This window comes from Thermococcus sp. MAR1 (genome assembly GCF_012027305.1).
Classification (GTDB): domain Archaea; phylum Methanobacteriota_B; class Thermococci; order Thermococcales; family Thermococcaceae; genus Thermococcus.
Genome location: NZ_SNUF01000001.1, coordinates 1,211,701 through 1,228,425, shown reverse-complemented (window position 1 = coordinate 1,228,425; position 16,725 = coordinate 1,211,701). Strand labels below are relative to the sequence as shown.

The following is a 16,725-nucleotide window of genomic DNA, read 5'->3' as shown; positions in this document are numbered from 1 at the left end:
AGAATTTTGGTCAATACACCATAGTGGGCATGCGGTTGATAAACACGTGATGCATGCTACAGTGAGGACGGGATTCCCCATTATTCCTCAAGGCACGGAAGCCAGCAGTGCACGCCTCCGCATCGACCCCCCAACGGGTTCTTGCATTAGAATATTTTCGCTTATTATATATAACACTTTCGCTCAAAAGAAAACGGTTTTATATAGATTGTCTGTAATTTATTTGGTTTTATGGTAATTAGTTTAAAAGACTATGAGCTACCTTTTTAAATCCCCCTTCTCCCTTTTATCCGGGAGGTGGCGGCCGTGACCGTCAAGGTCCGCTTTGACAAGGAAGTGAGAGACTACGCCAAAGGCGAGAAGGTTAAGGATCAGGTTCTCAGGCTCACCGAGACGGCTTTAGCCCAGGCGCTTGAGAAGTTCCACAGGAGAATGATAATCATAGAGGGGGACACACTGAGGAAGGCGGAATTAGCGGGAATCCTGGCCGGCGCATCGGCCCGGGTTCTCGGGGATGTCCTCGATGAGCTCAAGGAAAAGCGCCTCCGCGACGAGAGCGAGGATAAAATTGAGGTCCTCTACGCGACGGACGCGCTCGGCGAGGATACCTTTGGAAGGAAGCGCTACGAGGCTTTCAGGAAGCATTTCGACCTTTTGGCAGGGGGTGCCGAGGTAAAGGCGGTTACCTTCAAGCACACCCGCGACATTCTTGGCAGAACCTATGACTTGCTCGTCCTGGACATGAGCTACGACTATTCCCCCAACGACCTCGGGAGGATTATAGAGACCGTCCGCGGCGGCGGGCTCATCTTCATACTCGCCCACCCATTCGAGAAGTGGAAGAACATGTGGACGGGCTTCCACAAGAGCCTCGTCACGCCGCCCTACACGATAGACGACGTCAAGAAGCGCTTCAACAGGCGCCTCATTAGGAAGTTCACCGAGCATGAGGGCATCTACATCATCACCGAGAACGGAAAGCTCAGGAAGAAACCGAAGAGGAACAAAACCCAGGCAAAGATCAGAGCGAGGAAGGGCGTTGAGATTCCAGAATATACCCTTTTCCCGCGCGAGCTCTACGAGATGGCCCTAACGGAGGGGCAGGTTGAGGTCCTCAGGGCCTTCGAAGAGCTGGTTGAAAACGAGGGAATGGTCGTCCTTACCGCCGACAGGGGAAGGGGCAAGAGCGTTTCCGTTGGAATAGCCGCGGTAGGCCTTGCCCTAGCACTCGGGAAGCGCACACGGGTAGTTGTTACCGCCCCTGAACCGGAGAACGTCCAGGCCCTCTTCCGCTTCGCCAAGAGGGCCTTAGAGAGGCTCGGGTTCAAACCGCACGTCGTAGAGGAGAAGGGCCTCATAAAGGAGCTCTACGCGAGGAAGATCGGTCTTAGATATTATCCACCTGCCGAAGGCTACAAGAAGACGGCCGACCTGTACATCCTCGACGAGGCAGCTGGAATCCACGTGCCGATACTCCACAAGTACCTCAACAAGCCCCGCGTGGTTTACTCCTCCACCATACACGGCTACGAGGGCGCCGGAAGGGGCTTCTCGGTCAAGTTCTTGAAGAGGGCCAGGGAGAGGAGGCAGTTTAGGGAGCTCCACATGGAGGAGTCGATACGCTATGCCGAGGGCGATCCCATAGAGAAGTGGCTCTTTGACGTTTTGCTCCTCGATGCTGAGCCAGTTGAGCTTACCAATGAGGACTACGAGCTCATAAAGAACAAGGAGGTCTACTTCGAGGAGCCTGACCTCGACGACTGGTTCGAGAACGACAGGGAAGACCTCAGAAACTTCGTCGGCATCTACATTTTAGCTCACTACCGCAACAGGCCCAGCGACGTTGCCCTGCTCGCCGATGCGCCGCACCACAGGGCGAGGGTTCTCCGCCTCAAGAACGGCAAGATAGTTACGGCGATTCAGATAGCCGAGGAGGGCAACATACCCAAGAAGGTCATCGAGAAGATGGCGAAGGGCTACAAGCCGCGCGGCAACATAATCCCGGACATGATGGTCAAGCACCACATGGCGAAGGAGTTCGCGAAGCTGAGGGGGTACAGGATAGTTAGAATTGCCACCCACCCAGACGCGATGGACATGGGACTTGGAAGCAAGGCGCTGGAGCTCCTCGAGAAGGAAGCCCGTGAGAAAGGCCTCGACTGGATCGGCTCTGGCTTCGGAGCGAGTGAAGAGCTCGTCCGCTTCTGGGTCCGGAACGGCTTTGCGGTCGTCCACCTCAGTCCAGCCAGGAATCCTGTAAGCGGTGAGTTTACCGCCATAGTCCTCAAGCCTATAAGCGAGAGGGCGAAGAAGATCATCAAGAAGGCCAACGACGAGTTCCGCATAAGGCTGACTGAGTGGCTGGGCGATACCCACCGCGAGATCGAGCCCGAGATAGTCAGGTGGCTCTTTGAGACACCCTTCGGCGAAGCTGTGGATTATCCGATTCACCTCACGGAGGTTCAGAGAAAGCGCCTCGATGCCTTCACGGGCAAAGTTCTCACATACGACACCGTGGTTGACGCGGTGAAGCCAATAGTCAAGCTCTACTTTCTCGACGGCTGGATGAAGCCATACCTCGACGAGAGGCAGATAAAGTTGCTTATCTACCGTGTTTTGCAGGCCCACAGCTGGGAGGAGACCGCGAAGCTCATAGACAGAACCGAAACATTTACCATGATTGAAGTCAGGGACATCGTAAGGGGGCTCTGGTACTACTACAAGCGGGTCATTTCCTGACCTTAAACTAACTTTTTAAGGATTGGCGCGTAGTTCCTTCGGTATGTCATTGGTGTACCCATTCCAACGGTGACTCCTATGCCGGGCGGCAACTGGGAGAAGATAATCTCGATGACGAAGGATGGAATGCGCAGCATAGGAACGATGAGACGAAAGATAAGCAGGGGTAAGAGGATAGCACTTCTCATCGACGGCCCCAACATCCTCAGGAAGGAATTTGGCGTCAAGCTGGAGGACATAGTCGAGGCCCTGGAGGGACTGGGCGACCTCAGGGTATCCAAGGTGATACTGAACCAGTACGCACCCCAGGGACTCATAGAGGCCGTGTCGAACCAAGGCTTTGAGGCAATCGTTGTCTCGGGGGAGACGGGTGTCAAGCTCGCCGTCGAGGCGATGAGGGAGATATACAACCCCAACATCGACGTGATAGCCCTCGCCACTAGAAACGCGGAGTTCCTGCCGGTGATCCTTAAGGCCAAGGAGCGCGGAAAGGAAACCATCGTCATTGGAATAGAGCCAGGCTTCTCGGCGGCACTAAAGCATGCTGCCGACTACACCATAATCCTCGAGGGCGGTGAGGAGAAATGAAGGAGCGCTTCTTCAGGGTTCTCAGGCGGGGGGAGAAGGAGGTCAGGGAGGTCCGCGAGGAGGCTCCCAAGCCGAAGAAGAAGAGGAGCATAGGCCTCATCATCGACGGCCCAAACATTCTCCGAAAGGAGTTCGGGATAAAGCTGGAGGACATAATAGACGCCCTTGAGAGGATTGGAAAGCTCCGCGTCGCCAAGGTAGTCCTTAACCAGTACGCTCCCCAGGGGCTCATAGAGGCCGTCGTCAACCAGGGGCTGGAGCCTATCATAGTCGCCGGCGACACCGACGTGAGGATAGCCATAGAGGCCATGGAGCTCATCTACAACTCAGACGTCGAGGTCATAGCCCTGGCAACGAGAGATGCTGATTTTCTCCCGATAGTCAACGAGGCGAAGCGCAGGGGAAAGGAGACGATAGTCATAGGAGTTGAGCCGGGCTTCTCTGTGGCGCTCCAGAATGCGGCCGACTATGTCATCAAGATGGAGGGCAAAGGCATCGACGTTCATGAAGCCAAATAGCTTTTAAGCTTTCTTTCCAGCCCCTATTCTGGTGGGAGAAAGTGATAGTTGAAATCATACTCTTCGCATTTGGTCTCATCCTGCTCATCAAGGGCAGCGACTACTTTGTCGAAGCCGCATCGCGCGTTGCAAAGGGCTTTGGCGTCAGCGAGTTCATCATAGCGCTCGTCCTGGCGAGCATAGCCACCACCCTACCGGAAGTTACGGTCTCGGCCATCTCGTCCTACCAGGGAAAGCCAGATATTGCGCTGGGAAACGCGATAGGAAGTGCCCTCGCGAACATTGCCCTAATTCTCGGCGTTTCCGCCCTGTTCCGTCCGCTGAAAGTTGAAAAAACCGCCTGGAAGAACGCCCTCTTCATGATAGGCGTTACTGCCTACGCCGGTCTGCTCATGTACGACGGCACTATAAGCCGCCTCGACGGCGCGAGCCTGATACTCATCTACTTCGGCTTCCTCTACTACCTCTACAGGAAGCACATGACCATTGAGGAGCTCCCTGAGGGCGGGCGCGGAAACCCGAAGAGGGATGCCCTCATAATGTTCGGGAGCGGTATTCTCGTCGTGATCGGTGCAAAGCTCGTTGTGGACAGCGCCGTCACGATGGCCAGGGCCTTTGGAGTCCCCGAGGTCGTCATAGGGCTTACGATGGTCTCCATTGGAACGTCCCTGCCGGAGTTCACGAACTCCCTCATGGCGACCCTCAAACGGCTCCCGAACATAAGCGTCGGTAACATAATAGGTGCAAACATCCTCGACATCCTCATGGTCATCGGCATAGCGGCCCTCATAAACCCAATAAAGGTGGATGCGACGATCTACACCTTCACACTGCCTCTGACCCTTCTGGTCATGGCCATACTGACGGCAGTCCTTCGCTTCACAGGCAGGATAGACAGACTCACCGGCGGAATACTGCTGGCGATCTATTCGTACTTTATCTACGTATACCTCACCGGCGGCGTTCACCTGCCGCAGGGCTGACTACTTTCTTTTTTTACACCATTTTCGGTCCACAATTCTGGGGCGCAAAGCTTTTTAATCCCGTATATTACCCCCTTATGAAAACCCAAAACCGGTTCATGGAGGTGAAAGAATGAGGAAGCTCGCCACGTTGCTGCTCACCCTCCTGCTCCTCGGTGCCATCGGGGCTTCAAAGCCCGTTAAGGCCCAGGAGGAGCTAACGGTTTACTCATACGACAGCATAGAGTGGTGGATGAAGGAGATAATCCCGATTTTTGAGGAGAAGTACGACGTCAAGGTCAACCTCGTCCTCATCGGCGACGCAGGGGAGGTCCTCAACAGGCTCATCCTTGAGAAGGACAACCCGCAGGCGGACGTTGTGGTCGGCATAGACAACAGCTACCTGGCCAAGGCCATCGATGCCGGAATACTGGAGCCGTACAAACCGGCCAACGCCGATGTAATCCCCCAGTGGATAATCGACAGCTTTGACCCGACGTTCCACCTCACCCCCTACGACTACGGCTACATAGCCATCAACTACCGCAGGGACATGGTCCAGAACCCACCGGCAAGTCTAGAAGACCTCACCAAGCCCGAGTGGAAGGGCAAGCTGATAATCGAAGACCCGCGCACCAGTTCGCCGGGAATGGCCTTCCTCCTCTGGACGATAGCGGTCTACGGCGACGACTGGCTGAACTACTGGGAGAGGCTGAAGGAGAACGACGTCCAGATAGTCGAGGGCTGGAGCGCGGCCTGGAACGCCTTCACCAAGGGTGAATATCCGCTCGTCCTCAGCTACGCCACTTCCCCGGCGGCGACCGTTTACTACGACAACAACACCAACGTCGGTGCAGTTGCCTTTAAGGAGGGCAACTACCTTCAGATAGAGGGGGCCGGAATAGTAAAGGGCGCCAAGCACCCTGAGCTGGCCAAGAAGTTCATCGAGTTTCTCATCAGCGAGGAGGCACAGGAGAAGCTCCCGCTCAACCAGTGGATGTACCCGGTTAACAAGAACGTCCAGATCCCCGAGGTCTTCAAATATGCGGTAAAGGTTGACAAGCCCGTTACCGTTGATCCCAAGGAGATCGAGAATAACTACGACCTCTGGCTCAAGCAGTGGACCCAGCTAATGGTGGAGGGCAAGAGCCCAGAGGAGATAACCGGAAAGACGACCACTGAAACCGGTGGAGAGTCCAGCAACTCAAGCATCTGTGGGCCAGCACTCATAGTTGGCCTTGCCGTCCTTCCGCTCTTTCTCAGGAGGAGGCGGTGAGATTTCTCCCTTTTCTCTCCACCGCAACTTTTATAAGAGCGCTCCAAAAGGATAGGAGCGAGGGCCCGTAGCCTAGCAGGATAGGGCGCCGGCCTTCTAAGCCGGAGGTCGCGGGTTCGAATCCCGCCGGGCCCGCCATTCAGCCCTTTGCTTCGCAAAGCGCTGGCGGAAAGATGGAGTGCAATTTTGACATGCTTGTTTTTCAAGGGGATTATTCTTTACTCCCAAAACTTTCAGGTTTCACTCCTCACAAGGCGTCCGGAGGACGCCAGAATACAAGTGAAACTAGTTCAACAGACCTGTTTTACACCAATCCCTCCATTCACTGCCGAATTTCAGAGCTCACGCTCTGGTTCCTGTCCATTTTGGGGGAAGAGAATCTTTTGGTCAAGCTTTGCACAAGCAAAGCTTGCTGGAGGGCTAACGCCCCCACACCCCCGGAAAACTTTGCCTTCGCAAAGTTCTATCAAAGCTCGCGGCGTCAAAAAGAAAACGGACTCAAATCCTAGTGATAAATCCAAGTAAAATCACTCTTTGAGTTCCCAATTTGAACGTGCACCGTTTAAACGGCTAATTCAAATAGCAATCACAAACTTTTGGTCAAGCCTTGCAAGGGCAAAGTCAATGTAATTTTGTGATGCTTCGCCCATTAACTCACCTCTTGTATGCGGTTTCTCTCGGCTTTAGGTCCGTTACGACGATAACTTTCTCGTCCCAATAAACAGTGTAGAATACTCTGTAATCTCCAATTCTAAAACGGTAGGTGTTGGTTTTCTCTGTTTTCTCGCCTTTGACGGGTTTCAGGTCGTAGGGGGGCTTTGGGTAGGGGTTTGTTTTGAGAGTATCAATGAATTCGGCCAGTTTCTTGCGTTGGGCTGGCTTGAGGTGTTTTTTGGCTTTTTTGACGATGTTTTTGTCCACGATGACTCTGTACACTTCCCCCACCTTAACTCAAGAGTTCTTGGATCGCCTCGTCTGCGCTCAGTCCTTCCGAGGGGTTGTTCTTTAGGTGCTCGGCCTTTTTCATGAGCTCCTGGTATTCCTCCTCGGGGATTATTTCGGCTTCTTCTTTCTCGACCTGGAGTTTCAGGAGCTCTAGCTTGAGCTCTTCGAGTTCTTTCTCGATTTTTTCAATGCGGTGAATGATGACTTGGACGCTCTCACTCATAACTTCACCCCTATTTTCCATGCGATTAAGTGCTTAAAAGGTTTGAGAAACTACGACAACATTAACCGGCTGAATTGAATCTTGTTTTCTTAAGTGAACAAGCTCAAAATGCGAGCCGTGTAGTAATAAAAGTTGAGAGGGGAAACCTTCATGGATACAATCTGCTCGGCGTCCTCGGGAAGAGGGTGGCCCAGCGGACATGGTCGAGCTTCAGCACCCAGGCGACGAGCCTTTCCAAGCCGAGGCCAAAACCACTGTGTGGAACTGAACCGTACTTCCTGAGGTCGAGGTACCACTCGTAGTCCTTGGGGTCCATGCCCTCGTCGAGAATCCTCTGCACGAGCTTGTCGTAGTCGTCCTCACGCTGTGAACCACCGATGACCTCGCCGTATCCCTCCGGCGCGAGCATGTCCGCCGCGAGAACCTTTCTCGGGTCGTCTGGATCCTCCTTCATGTAAAAGGCCTTGATGTGCTTCGGATAGCCGTAGACGAAGAAAGGACTCTCGAACTCCTGGGTCAGAATGCGCTCCTCGTCGGCCCCCATGTCCTCGCCCCATTCTATGTTCACGCCCTTGCCCTGGAGGATGTCTATAGCCTCGTCGTAGCTTATCCTCGGGAAGGGTGGAACCGTGTTCTTAAGGGTGGTGAAGTCCTTCCTGAATGTCTCGATGTCGCTCTTCCTGAGCTCCAGCGTCCTCTGCACCATGTAGCTCACCAGTTCCTCCTCTACCTTCATGATGTCCCAGAGGTCCATCCAGGCCGCCTCAAGCTCAAGGTGCCAGAACTCGGTGAGGTGTCTCCTCGTCCTGCTCTTCTCCGCCCTAAAGCTCGGCGTGAGCGACCAGACCTTTTCGAGACCAAAAATAGCCGCCTCAAGATAAAGCTGTGCCGACTGGCTCAGGTAGGCCGTCCTGTCGAAGTACTTGAGCTTGAAGAGCGTCGCTCCGCCCTCGACGGCACCGGTGACGAGTATCGGGGGAAAGACTTCGTACCAGCCGTCCTGGAGGAGCCACTCTCTAGCTGCTTGCATCATCGTCGCCTTGACTTTCATTACGCTGGCGACCTTCGGAGAGTGCAGGTGAAGGTGCCTCACATCCAGCAGGAACTCGTCGCTCGCGTCCTTCGTTATCGGGAAGAAGTCAACGTTCTGGACGACCTCTATCTTATCGGCCTGAATCTCGACACCGGTGGGAGCGCGGGGGTCGGCCTTAACGGTGCCCTCCACGATGATGCTGGACTCTATTCCGACCTTTTTCGCTTCGGCGTAGGCTTCTTCGCTCAGCTCCTTTTTGAATATCGTCTGAACGATTCCGCTTGAGTCACGGAGGACTATGAACACCTTCTTTCCAACTTCTCTCTTCCTGTAAACCCATCCGGCGAGTTTAACACGCTTGCCTTCCATATCGGGCCGAACGTCGGCGCAATAAACCTTATCAATCATCATTACCACCTCCAGAGGCTTTGAGGGGGACTTTATAACGGTAGCGATTGGACTAAGAAAAGCATCAATTTATCCAAAGGGGGAAGGCCCCGATTCCCTGTTCGATAACTATCATCAACGGCATGGGTGTAGGTTTGAAAACCATAATTTAAATTCTTTGTCTCCTTGATTGTCATTTTATCATGGAGTGCGGGAACTCCACCAAAATATGACGATACTCAGTGTTGGGCACTCTCGAAGGAGTTGTGGGTAATTCAATCGTTGGTTAATTTTTATCCAAACTGGATAAACCTTCAACAATGGAATATCTACTGGGATAATAATTACATTTTGATAAGTTGAAAGGGCATGTTATTTCACAAATAGTAACACTTATATAGTATTGTGCCCAACGTATTTTTGGTGAGAATTGGAGAGTCTCTAATTATTGCGGGGTAGTGGTGGGGGGATGTTCAAATGTTCATTGATCCCTTTGTAATCCGCTCCATTAATCGCAGCGAGTTAAGGAAGAGGATACTCTTTTACCTCGATGAAATATATCCCACCCCCACCTACCTCTCTGAAATCGCAAGGGTGGTCAAATCAGACCCCTCAAATGTGAAGGGCGCTCTTATAGGGCTTGGAAACAGGTACAACGGCCACAGCTCCCTCGTGAGCCTCGGTCTCGTTGAGGTCGTCACGGAGAAGGGTTTCAAATACTACCGGCTCACCGAGTACGGAAAGCAGGTCGTCAAGCTCCTGAAGTCCTATCACTCATACTATTCGAGGTATACATGAGGTGACTACCATGAACCCACTGGCGGAGATAATCGACAGGAACCTTGAGGCGATTGTCGACTTATCCCTTGGACATCTTCTAAGGCTCGGGCTGAAGTATGGTATTTTCCGCAGGCTCGCCGGTGGGGTTCGCCGCGGAGAGCTGCTGACCATGATCCCGGTGTCTAACAAGGCTTATCTGGAGAGGCTTCTTGAGACCTACCTCCACCTCGGATTCATTGAAGACTCCAACGGTATACTAACCACTCCAGGATTTTCCTATGAGTTTAATCTGAGCTCCGAGGACGCTGGAAAGCTCCAATCAGACTGGGTTCAAATAGTCGAGGAGCTTTACAAGATGGCCGATTACGCATTCATCTCCGCGGAGCATCCGAAGATACTAATGGACTTTGATAAGGGTGCTGATTTCTGGGACATGCGCCTTCTTATGGAACTCAACAGGACTTACCGGCAACTTGCCGTCGATCTTTTGGGCCTTGGGGATGGAACAAGGGTTCTTGACCTTGGCTGCGGTTCCGTTTCCCCCGTGGAACTCGGGGAAGCCGTCGGCCCCAACGGAAAATACGTGGGCATTGACTTTTCCCCCGGCCTGTTGAGCATAGCCAAGGCCCGGATTAGAAACGCCCGTATGGACTGGGTGGTCTTGAGGGAGATGGATATAAGAAAATTCGTTGTCAGAAACACCTACGACGCCGTGGTGATGAGTTTTGTTCTGGAGTACTTGGAGAACCCGGGGGCTGCTGTGCGGAAGGCACTCGAAGCCGTTGAACCCGAGGGAAAACTCGTTATAATTGAACTATTCAGAGACAACTACCCCAGGATCGCCGCGCTGGAATTCTTTGAAAGCCTGACCAAGGAGTTTACCCGCTTCCCGAGTTCAGAAGAGATAGTTGCAGCCGTTGAGGAAAGTCCCTACGATGTAACGGTTGAACCCATCGGAAAATCTGTTCTGCTTGTCACCCGCTTAATGTAACTTCCCGTTCTCACCTTTCCCGTTAGTATGTTGTGGATTCTACCAATTCGAATTTATCTTTTAAAGTAGTATCAACCTACATATGTAGGTACACCAGTTTCTACATAATTACCAATAAAAAATCGATTTATATCCAAAGATCCTTAACATATATTGCAAAACCCCCAAGGGAGGTGCCAGGAGATGAGGTTGCTGAAGAAGAAGAGGGGTGCTGTTGGTATTGGCACCCTGATTGTGTTCATAGCCATGGTGCTAGTGGCTGCAGTGGCTGCTGCAGTGCTCATCAACACCAGCGGCTACCTCCAGCAGAGGGCTGAGGCCACGGGCAGGCAGACCACCAAAGAAGTCGCCAGCGGACTGAAAATCGACTCAGTAATAGGGGAGGTTGGCACCAGTGGCATTGACAAGATGGCAATTTATGTCTCACCCAACGCTGGAAGCGAACCCATAGATCTCAGCCAAGCCAAGCTCTACGTAAGCGATGGGAGCAGTTCATACATCCTGGAGTATGACAGCAACAGTTTTGTTAGCAAGGATACCTTTACAGGAGATGTTTTTGGAGCTACATTTCCTAGTGGCAAGAGCTTCGGGATCATAGTGCTTCAAGATGCGGATGGTTCTCTCACCCAGAGTAATCCAACTCTCAATGCCGGCGATATAGTTATTATCACTCTTAGCGCAAACGCAGTCTTCGGTGCCGAGATTGGGAACAGGAAAACAATTACCATTGAGCTCAAGCCTGAGTTCGGGGCTCCTGGCTACGCTAAGGTCATTACTCCACCAAGCTACGGAAGCGACAAGATCATAGAACTCAAGTGAGGTGGTTGACATGAAGCCACTCTTCGGCAAAAAGAGGGGTGCTGTTGGTATTGGCACCCTGATTGTGTTCATAGCCATGGTGCTAGTGGCTGCAGTGGCTGCTGCAGTGCTCATCAACACCAGCGGCTACCTCCAGCAGAGGGCTGAGGCCACGGGCAGGCAGACCACCAAAGAAGTCGCCAGCGGACTGAAAATCGACTCAGTAATAGGATACGTTGATGGTACTACCAAAAACATCAGCATGATTGCAATTCAGGTCTCGCCGAATGCCGGCAGCGAACCCATAGACCTCAGCCAAGCCAAGCTCATTATAAACAACGGAACCAAACTGGCTGTACTGAAGTATGGTGGAACTCTGGTTAGTATTGATGATACCACTGGTCTAAATGGAAAAATCTTTGACTCTACACAAGATCCATGGAGTACTATTGGTGCCAGTAACTTTGGGATCATAGTAGTTCAGGATGAGGATGGCTCCCTCTCAGGAAGCTCTCCGACTCTCAACGCCGGCGACATAGTAATACTTGCCGTTAAGGCAGATGCAGTATTTGGCAACAGTGCCAACGGAGGAGGAAAGGGGATTGGCACCAGAACAGAGATTACCATCGAGGTCAGGCCAGAGTTTGGTGCTCCTGGCTACGCTAAGGTCATTACTCCACCAAGCTACGGAACTGATACCATCATAGAACTCAAGTGAGGTACCTTCCAAAATTTTCCCTTTTTCCATCACTCTCCTCGCGGGTGATCAAAATGTCGTTTTCGTACCTCAAGAACAAGTTCAAGAAAAAGAAGGAAAAGGGGGGAGATGAGGGGGCAGAGGACAACAGGGAGATCATCAAGCTCGATGAGCTGGAACAGGAAGCCGTAGAAGAGACCTCACAGAAGAAAAAGGAGGAAGAGGAGCTCATAACCCAGGTCATGACGAGGATAAACGAGATTGAGAACGACATCCCGAGGATAAAGGTGAGTATAGACACCCTCAAGACCCAGATAAACGAGCTCCGCGAGGAGATAGACCGCCTTGATAAGGTGATAAAGGACGTTATGGTCCTCTACGAGATAGTCTCGCAGCAGATAAACCCGTTTAAGGATGTTGATTCCGCTAATCCATTGCTGAGCGAGATTCAGGAGCTGAGTGAGGAGATTGAGAAGTTGAAGGCTGAGATTGCTCAAATAAAGTCCGACCTGAGGCTCCTTGTGATCGACGGTATGGACCTCGATGACCTGATATACGAAGCCATGTCGGAGGGAGGGGTATGATTACCGAAACCGAGATTGAGGAGAGGCTCAAGCGCCTTAGGGGAAAGGTTCCGAACTTCCTTATCGACGACCTTAAAGACCGCCTGATGAAGAAGCGCGACATACTGACTCCGGAGCAGGTTGACAGAATAGTTGACAAGGTGCTCCGCACCTATGCCGGTCAGATCGAGAAGCTCTCTCGGCTTGACAGTCGTGTGGATGAGATTGGCAGGTACCTGGAGGAGATACGGAATCACCTCATGAACCTCTCGCAGGTGGCTCAGGCTAATCAGTCACTGTGGGGCGAGGCACAGAATCAACCAATGGGAGGGACCCAGGTCGTGGAGTACGGTGAACTCATGGGTGCCGGAAATAGCGGCGGCTTCGGTGAGGGGTCCCTCGCCAGTGAAACCCCGGTGGAAGAAGCACCGGCTCCGGAGCCTCCCGCCCAAAACCCGACGGAGGTAGCGCCTATGGAGAAGGAGTTTGAGCTTTCCAAGGGGTTTGAAATCCCCTCTGAAATTAGGGACGTCCTGATCAGTCCTCCACGCACCAAGGCAAGGCTCGAGCACATACCAAACGACATGGTCTCGACCATGATGGCACTGAAATGGCTCGGCTTCCTGATAGACAGAGTCGGCATGCAGAACCTCGAGGATGTGCTTGAGTTCTACTACCAGATCGGCTGGATTTCGGAGGACGTGCTGAATACCCTGCTCAGGTACGCCGAGGGCATAAGGCCCCATCACAGGGAGCCAGACTGGAGGCCGGACGAAAAGCTCACGATACAGGATCACCTCGTTTCGTTGCTCTTCATAGAGCGCCTTAGGGGAGTCAGGATAACCAGGGAACTGCTGGACGCCATAGAGAGGGAAATGCGGGTGATCGGTAGGGTGCTGGAAGACGTGTACGGCGTTTAGGGGATTCACATGGGGGTCAGTGTACCAGCGGCCTTCGCTGTGCTACTGATAGCAACGCTGGTTTCCTTCGGGATGCTCTATGTCTCCAGTGAGAACGCATACTCGATGGTTCATGAGGCGACCGAGGACTACAACCAGATGGTGCTCAGGACAAAGACATCGGAGCTTGAGCTCGTGGGGTACAACTACTCAACCCAGCCGAACGTCACGGTCTACGATATCACCTTCAACATAACAAACGAGGGAAGCACCCTCTCGCCTGCTAGGTGGACGTACATATACAACGGAGACCTGGTGGCATCGAAGGTCCTGGCCTCCAGCAGGGAATACCTACTCCCTGGGGAGTGGACGACCATAACGGTCCAAAACCTCCAGAAGGACCAAACCGTGGTTAACTCCCTCGTGATAAGCACCGAGGTTGGCTGTGGGCTGAAGATAAAATGGAAGTGGGTCGGTAACGTGACCAACGGATCCCCGCAGGTGATTAGCAGTGCCTGGTACTGCCCTGTGGAGGGGTAATAATGGCGAGTTCAGTGGTGTCAGAGCTTGTACTGTTCATCGTGTCACTGCTGGTAGCGGGTATGGTAGCCGGAGGTCTGTACGTGGTTACTCAGGATATTTCAGGAGGCATCCTCACGAAAGGCCAAGACGTGGCCGAGAGTCTGCGTACTAATTTTGAGATAATTAACGATCCCGAGAACATTCCCGTTTCTGGTTCCTCGTACGTCTTCTACATCCGCAACATCGGTAAAGACTCCTTCACCTTCGACCCCAACTCCGTCGTAGTTATGATCGACGGCTCGATGATACCCCCTGCGAACCTTACCTTCGACCCTTCGGGCGTGCTCGTCCCGTACGAGGTTGGTAAAATCTACGTTCCCACAGCCTTCATATCATCGGGTTATCACAAGATCACCGTTGTTATTGAGACAGGGAAGAGAAAATCGCTCGTGTTTGAGGTGGGGTGATGACCATGGGGAGCCTCCTTAAGATCCAGATACCCAACGACGAGCTCCACCGGCGCCTTGGCGGGGGCATCCCGGCCGGAAGTATCGCCCTGATAGAGGGGGACAGGGGTACTGGAAAGTCCATATTTTCTCAGCGGCTCCTTTACGGACTTCTGAGGAACGGTTACACCGCCACCTACGTTTCCAGCCAGTACACCACCCCTGAGTTCATAAATCAAATGGACTCGCTGGGGTACAGCATAATCCAGGACCTGATAAAGAGGCGTCTCATGTTCGTCTCGCTCTATCCCCTGCTCGTCGGGGTCTCCGACAGGAGGAAGTTCCTATCGAGGTTTGTTGGTGAGCCGAGGCTGTGGAAGAGCGATGTTATGATAATTGACTCACTCTCAGCACTTCTTCCCTCTGAACTTGACAGGGAGGAAATCAGGGCATTCTCACTGCACCTTAAGAGGCTGAGTTCCCTTGGGAAGGTCACGATAATGACGGTTAACCCATCCGACATAGACCCAGAGTTCCTCAAGATACTGGAGGAGGCATCCAGCCTGCTCATACGGCTGAGCGTGAAGGCGTTCGGCGGTGATCTGAAGAACTCGGCCACCATAGTCAAGTACAACAACGCGATGGGCATCTTTCAGAAGATAATCCCGTTCAGGGTAGAGCCGAGGGTTGGATTCATAGTCGAGATAGCCGCGGTGGTGTGATATGCCGGTCAGGAGGGACGTCAGCGACAACATCGAGGTTGCAATGGCTCGCAATCCCCACCTCAGAAGGTACGTTGAAGAGTTCGTCAAGAAGACCGGCAAGTTTCCGGAGTTCTACGCCCAGCTCAGCAGGGATATGAAGGACATCAAGTACCCGAACATACTCTACCCCGTCGGCGATCCTATATTCATTCACATCTACGGCGACTTGAACACGGAGAAGAGGTACATAGTCATCGAACCGAGAATAACCCGGCCCGAGGAGGAGCAGAAGTACGAACTCCTGAAGGACAAGATACTTGAGCTAGCACCGGAGAAGAAAATCCCCGAGGACAGCGAGGAGTTCGAGCGCTTTTTGGACGATTTGATGGATGAGGCGCTAAGCAAGATTGGAGGGGGGCTGTTCAACCGCAAACGGGTCTCGTTCACGGCCGAGGAGGTGGCAAAATTTCGCTATCTCCTCAAGAGGGACATCGTTGGCATCGGTCCTCTGGAGCCCCTCATGCGTGACCCCTACATCGAGGATATCCACATCATCGGCGCCAACTACGTCTCCCTTATCCACAAGATATTCGACGCGATGGAGACCAACATAACCTTCGGCGACAACCTCCGCCTGGCGGACTACTTTAAGAACCTCAGCGAGAGGATGGGAAGGCCGGTCAGCGACAAGAACCCCATAGTTGACGGAACTCTTCCCGATGGCTCCCGTATCAACATCATCTACTCCCCCGACGTCAGCATCCAGGGTCCGAGTGCCACCATCCGTAAGTTCTCGGCGACTCCGCTGAGCGTCGTCCAGCTCGTCAAGTGGAACACATTCTCGGCGGAGGTGGCTGCCTACCTCTGGCTGGCCCTTGAGTACGGCATGAGCATCTTCGTCTGCGGTGAGACTGCGAGCGGAAAGACCACAACGCTCAACTCGATAATCCCGTTCATCAAACCAGACGCTAAAATCTACACTGCTGAGGATACCCCAGAGGTCGTTGTTCCGCACAAGAACTGGCAGAGGCTCACCACAAGGGAGCGCGGCCCGGAGGAGAGCAGGGTTACGCTCTTCGACCTCCTGAAAGCGGCGCTGCGTTCGAGACCGAACTACATTATAGTCGGTGAGATCCGTGGAGCCGAGGGCGCCATAGCCTTCCAGGCCATGCAGACCGGCCACCCGGTCATGGCGACGTTCCACGCGGGCGACGTTAGGAAGATGATACAGCGTTTCACAGGTTCCCCAATAAACATCCCGGTCACTTTCATAGACAACCTGAACATAGCCCTCTTCCAGCAGGCGGTTTACGTCCGCGGCAGGTTCCTGAGGAGAGTTCTGAGCGTCGTTGAGATTGAGGGCTACTACGAGGAGCTCGGTGGCGTCGCGACGAGGAACGTCTTCGAGTGGGACTCTGTGACTGACAGACACATCTTCCGTGGAATGAACAACTCGTACATCCTTGAAAGGAAGATAGCGGAAGTCGCTGGATACGAAGACCCCAAGGAAATCTACAATGAGCTCTTCCTTAGGGCGAGGATAATCAAGAGGATGGCAGAGCTCGGCATAACCGACTACTACGCCGTTCACCGTGAGATCAAGGCGTTCTACGAGAGGGGAATCGAGGGACTGAGCTTCAGGCTGTGAGGTGGT

18 protein-coding genes and 1 tRNA gene are annotated in these 16,725 nt (G+C 53.0%); 16 read left to right on the top strand and 3 right to left on the bottom strand.

Annotation, left to right across the window (positions count from 1 at the left end; translation table 11 throughout):
• Positions 1 to 306 precede the first annotated feature (306 nt).
• From E3E25_RS06985 to E3E25_RS06960, 6 genes are all read left to right on the top strand, one after another.
• Positions 307 to 2,739: a tRNA(Met) cytidine acetyltransferase TmcA gene (locus tag E3E25_RS06985; RefSeq protein ID WP_167892761.1), complete on the top strand. Its 2,433-nt coding sequence runs from the start codon at positions 307 to 309 to the stop codon at positions 2,737 to 2,739.
• A 78-nt stretch (positions 2,740 to 2,817) separates the two neighbouring features.
• Complete coding sequence (locus tag E3E25_RS06980) at positions 2,818 to 3,327, top strand: TIGR00288 family NYN domain-containing protein (protein WP_167892380.1); 510 nt, start codon at positions 2,818 to 2,820, stop codon at positions 3,325 to 3,327.
• Positions 3,324 to 3,845: a TIGR00288 family NYN domain-containing protein gene (locus tag E3E25_RS06975; protein ID WP_167892379.1), complete on the top strand. Its 522-nt coding sequence runs from the start codon at positions 3,324 to 3,326 to the stop codon at positions 3,843 to 3,845. Before E3E25_RS06980 ends, E3E25_RS06975 begins: the two co-directional genes overlap by 4 nt.
• A gap of 41 nt (positions 3,846 to 3,886) precedes the next feature.
• The gene (locus tag E3E25_RS06970; protein ID WP_167892378.1) at positions 3,887 to 4,828 is read left to right on the top strand and encodes a calcium/sodium antiporter; all 942 of its coding nucleotides are present in this window, start codon (positions 3,887 to 3,889) and stop codon (positions 4,826 to 4,828) included.
• A 112-nt stretch (positions 4,829 to 4,940) separates the two neighbouring features.
• A complete protein-coding gene (locus E3E25_RS06965; protein ID WP_167892377.1) occupies positions 4,941 to 6,083 on the top strand; it encodes a thiamine ABC transporter substrate-binding protein in 1,143 nt (380 codons plus the stop codon).
• A gap of 61 nt (positions 6,084 to 6,144) precedes the next feature.
• A tRNA-Arg gene (locus E3E25_RS06960) sits at positions 6,145 to 6,221 on the top strand.
• 516 nt (positions 6,222 to 6,737) lie between these two features.
• Here E3E25_RS06960 and E3E25_RS06955 read toward each other — a convergent pair.
• From E3E25_RS06955 to asnS, 3 genes are all read right to left on the bottom strand, one after another.
• Positions 6,738 to 7,019, bottom strand: a complete 282-nt coding sequence (locus E3E25_RS06955) for a type II toxin-antitoxin system RelE/ParE family toxin (protein ID WP_167892376.1) — start codon at positions 7,017 to 7,019, stop codon at positions 6,738 to 6,740.
• 10 nt (positions 7,020 to 7,029) lie between these two features.
• Positions 7,030 to 7,272 carry a hypothetical protein gene (locus tag E3E25_RS06950; protein WP_240910752.1) on the bottom strand — a complete coding sequence of 81 codons (243 nt, stop codon included), beginning with the start codon at positions 7,270 to 7,272 and terminating at the stop codon, positions 7,030 to 7,032.
• 127 nt (positions 7,273 to 7,399) lie between these two features.
• Complete coding sequence (asnS, locus tag E3E25_RS06945) at positions 7,400 to 8,692, bottom strand: asparagine--tRNA ligase (RefSeq protein ID WP_167892759.1); 1,293 nt, start codon at positions 8,690 to 8,692, stop codon at positions 7,400 to 7,402.
• Positions 8,693 to 9,148: 456 nt separating this feature from the next.
• Between asnS and E3E25_RS06940 the strand changes: the two genes are divergently transcribed.
• The 10 genes from E3E25_RS06940 to E3E25_RS06895 all read left to right on the top strand — a co-directional run bounded on the left by E3E25_RS06940 (position 9,149) and on the right by E3E25_RS06895 (position 16,719).
• Positions 9,149 to 9,469 carry a helix-turn-helix domain-containing protein gene (locus E3E25_RS06940; RefSeq protein ID WP_088180656.1) on the top strand — a complete coding sequence of 107 codons (321 nt, stop codon included), beginning with the start codon at positions 9,149 to 9,151 and terminating at the stop codon, positions 9,467 to 9,469.
• Positions 9,470 to 9,479: 10 nt separating this feature from the next.
• Complete coding sequence (locus tag E3E25_RS06935) at positions 9,480 to 10,442, top strand: class I SAM-dependent methyltransferase (RefSeq protein ID WP_167892375.1); 963 nt, start codon at positions 9,480 to 9,482, stop codon at positions 10,440 to 10,442.
• A 183-nt stretch (positions 10,443 to 10,625) separates the two neighbouring features.
• Positions 10,626 to 11,261 carry a flagellin gene (locus E3E25_RS06930; protein ID WP_167892374.1) on the top strand — a complete coding sequence of 212 codons (636 nt, stop codon included), beginning with the start codon at positions 10,626 to 10,628 and terminating at the stop codon, positions 11,259 to 11,261.
• A 10-nt stretch (positions 11,262 to 11,271) separates the two neighbouring features.
• On the top strand, positions 11,272 to 11,958 hold the full coding sequence (locus E3E25_RS06925; protein WP_167892373.1) for a flagellin: 687 nt from the start codon (positions 11,272 to 11,274) through the stop codon (positions 11,956 to 11,958).
• A 53-nt stretch (positions 11,959 to 12,011) separates the two neighbouring features.
• Positions 12,012 to 12,521, top strand: a complete 510-nt coding sequence (locus E3E25_RS06920) for a flagella accessory protein C (protein WP_167892372.1) — start codon at positions 12,012 to 12,014, stop codon at positions 12,519 to 12,521.
• A complete protein-coding gene (locus E3E25_RS06915; protein WP_167892371.1) occupies positions 12,518 to 13,420 on the top strand; it encodes a FlaD/FlaE family flagellar protein in 903 nt (300 codons plus the stop codon). Before E3E25_RS06920 ends, E3E25_RS06915 begins: the two co-directional genes overlap by 4 nt.
• A gap of 9 nt (positions 13,421 to 13,429) precedes the next feature.
• Positions 13,430 to 13,939: a hypothetical protein gene (locus E3E25_RS06910; protein ID WP_167892370.1), complete on the top strand. Its 510-nt coding sequence runs from the start codon at positions 13,430 to 13,432 to the stop codon at positions 13,937 to 13,939.
• Between the two features lie 2 nt (positions 13,940 to 13,941).
• Positions 13,942 to 14,388 (top strand): flagellar protein G, encoded by a 447-nt coding sequence (locus E3E25_RS06905; RefSeq protein ID WP_167892369.1) that lies wholly within the window; start codon positions 13,942 to 13,944, stop codon positions 14,386 to 14,388.
• A 5-nt stretch (positions 14,389 to 14,393) separates the two neighbouring features.
• Entirely contained in the window at positions 14,394 to 15,089 is a 696-nt protein-coding gene (locus tag E3E25_RS06900; RefSeq protein WP_167892758.1) for an ATPase domain-containing protein, read from the top strand.
• A 1-nt stretch (position 15,090) separates the two neighbouring features.
• Positions 15,091 to 16,719, top strand: a complete 1,629-nt coding sequence (locus tag E3E25_RS06895; protein ID WP_167892368.1) for a type II/IV secretion system ATPase subunit — start codon at positions 15,091 to 15,093, stop codon at positions 16,717 to 16,719.
• The last annotated feature ends 6 nt before the right edge of the window (positions 16,720 to 16,725 follow it).

Excerpts from the sequence above, each read along its gene's own strand:
- E3E25_RS06980 (WP_167892380.1), top strand. The coding sequence starts at position 2,818 with ATGCCGGGCGGCAACTGGGAGAAGATAATCTCGATGACGAAGGATGGA.
- E3E25_RS06975 (WP_167892379.1), top strand. The coding sequence starts at position 3,324 with ATGAAGGAGCGCTTCTTCAGGGTTCTCAGGCGGGGGGAGAAGGAGGTC.
- E3E25_RS06965 (WP_167892377.1), top strand. The coding sequence starts at position 4,941 with ATGAGGAAGCTCGCCACGTTGCTGCTCACCCTCCTGCTCCTCGGTGCC.
- E3E25_RS06950 (WP_240910752.1), bottom strand. The coding sequence starts at position 7,272 with ATGGAAAATAGGGGTGAAGTTATGAGTGAGAGCGTCCAAGTCATCATT.
- asnS (WP_167892759.1), bottom strand. The coding sequence starts at position 8,692 with ATGATTGATAAGGTTTATTGCGCCGACGTTCGGCCCGATATGGAAGGC.
- E3E25_RS06940 (WP_088180656.1), top strand. The coding sequence starts at position 9,149 with ATGTTCATTGATCCCTTTGTAATCCGCTCCATTAATCGCAGCGAGTTA.
- E3E25_RS06935 (WP_167892375.1), top strand. The coding sequence starts at position 9,480 with ATGAACCCACTGGCGGAGATAATCGACAGGAACCTTGAGGCGATTGTC.
- E3E25_RS06930 (WP_167892374.1), top strand. The coding sequence starts at position 10,626 with ATGAGGTTGCTGAAGAAGAAGAGGGGTGCTGTTGGTATTGGCACCCTG.
- E3E25_RS06925 (WP_167892373.1), top strand. The coding sequence starts at position 11,272 with ATGAAGCCACTCTTCGGCAAAAAGAGGGGTGCTGTTGGTATTGGCACC.
- E3E25_RS06920 (WP_167892372.1), top strand. The coding sequence starts at position 12,012 with ATGTCGTTTTCGTACCTCAAGAACAAGTTCAAGAAAAAGAAGGAAAAG.
- E3E25_RS06915 (WP_167892371.1), top strand. The coding sequence starts at position 12,518 with ATGATTACCGAAACCGAGATTGAGGAGAGGCTCAAGCGCCTTAGGGGA.
- E3E25_RS06910 (WP_167892370.1), top strand. The coding sequence starts at position 13,430 with ATGGGGGTCAGTGTACCAGCGGCCTTCGCTGTGCTACTGATAGCAACG.
- E3E25_RS06905 (WP_167892369.1), top strand. The coding sequence starts at position 13,942 with ATGGCGAGTTCAGTGGTGTCAGAGCTTGTACTGTTCATCGTGTCACTG.
- E3E25_RS06900 (WP_167892758.1), top strand. The coding sequence starts at position 14,394 with ATGGGGAGCCTCCTTAAGATCCAGATACCCAACGACGAGCTCCACCGG.
- E3E25_RS06895 (WP_167892368.1), top strand. The coding sequence starts at position 15,091 with ATGCCGGTCAGGAGGGACGTCAGCGACAACATCGAGGTTGCAATGGCT.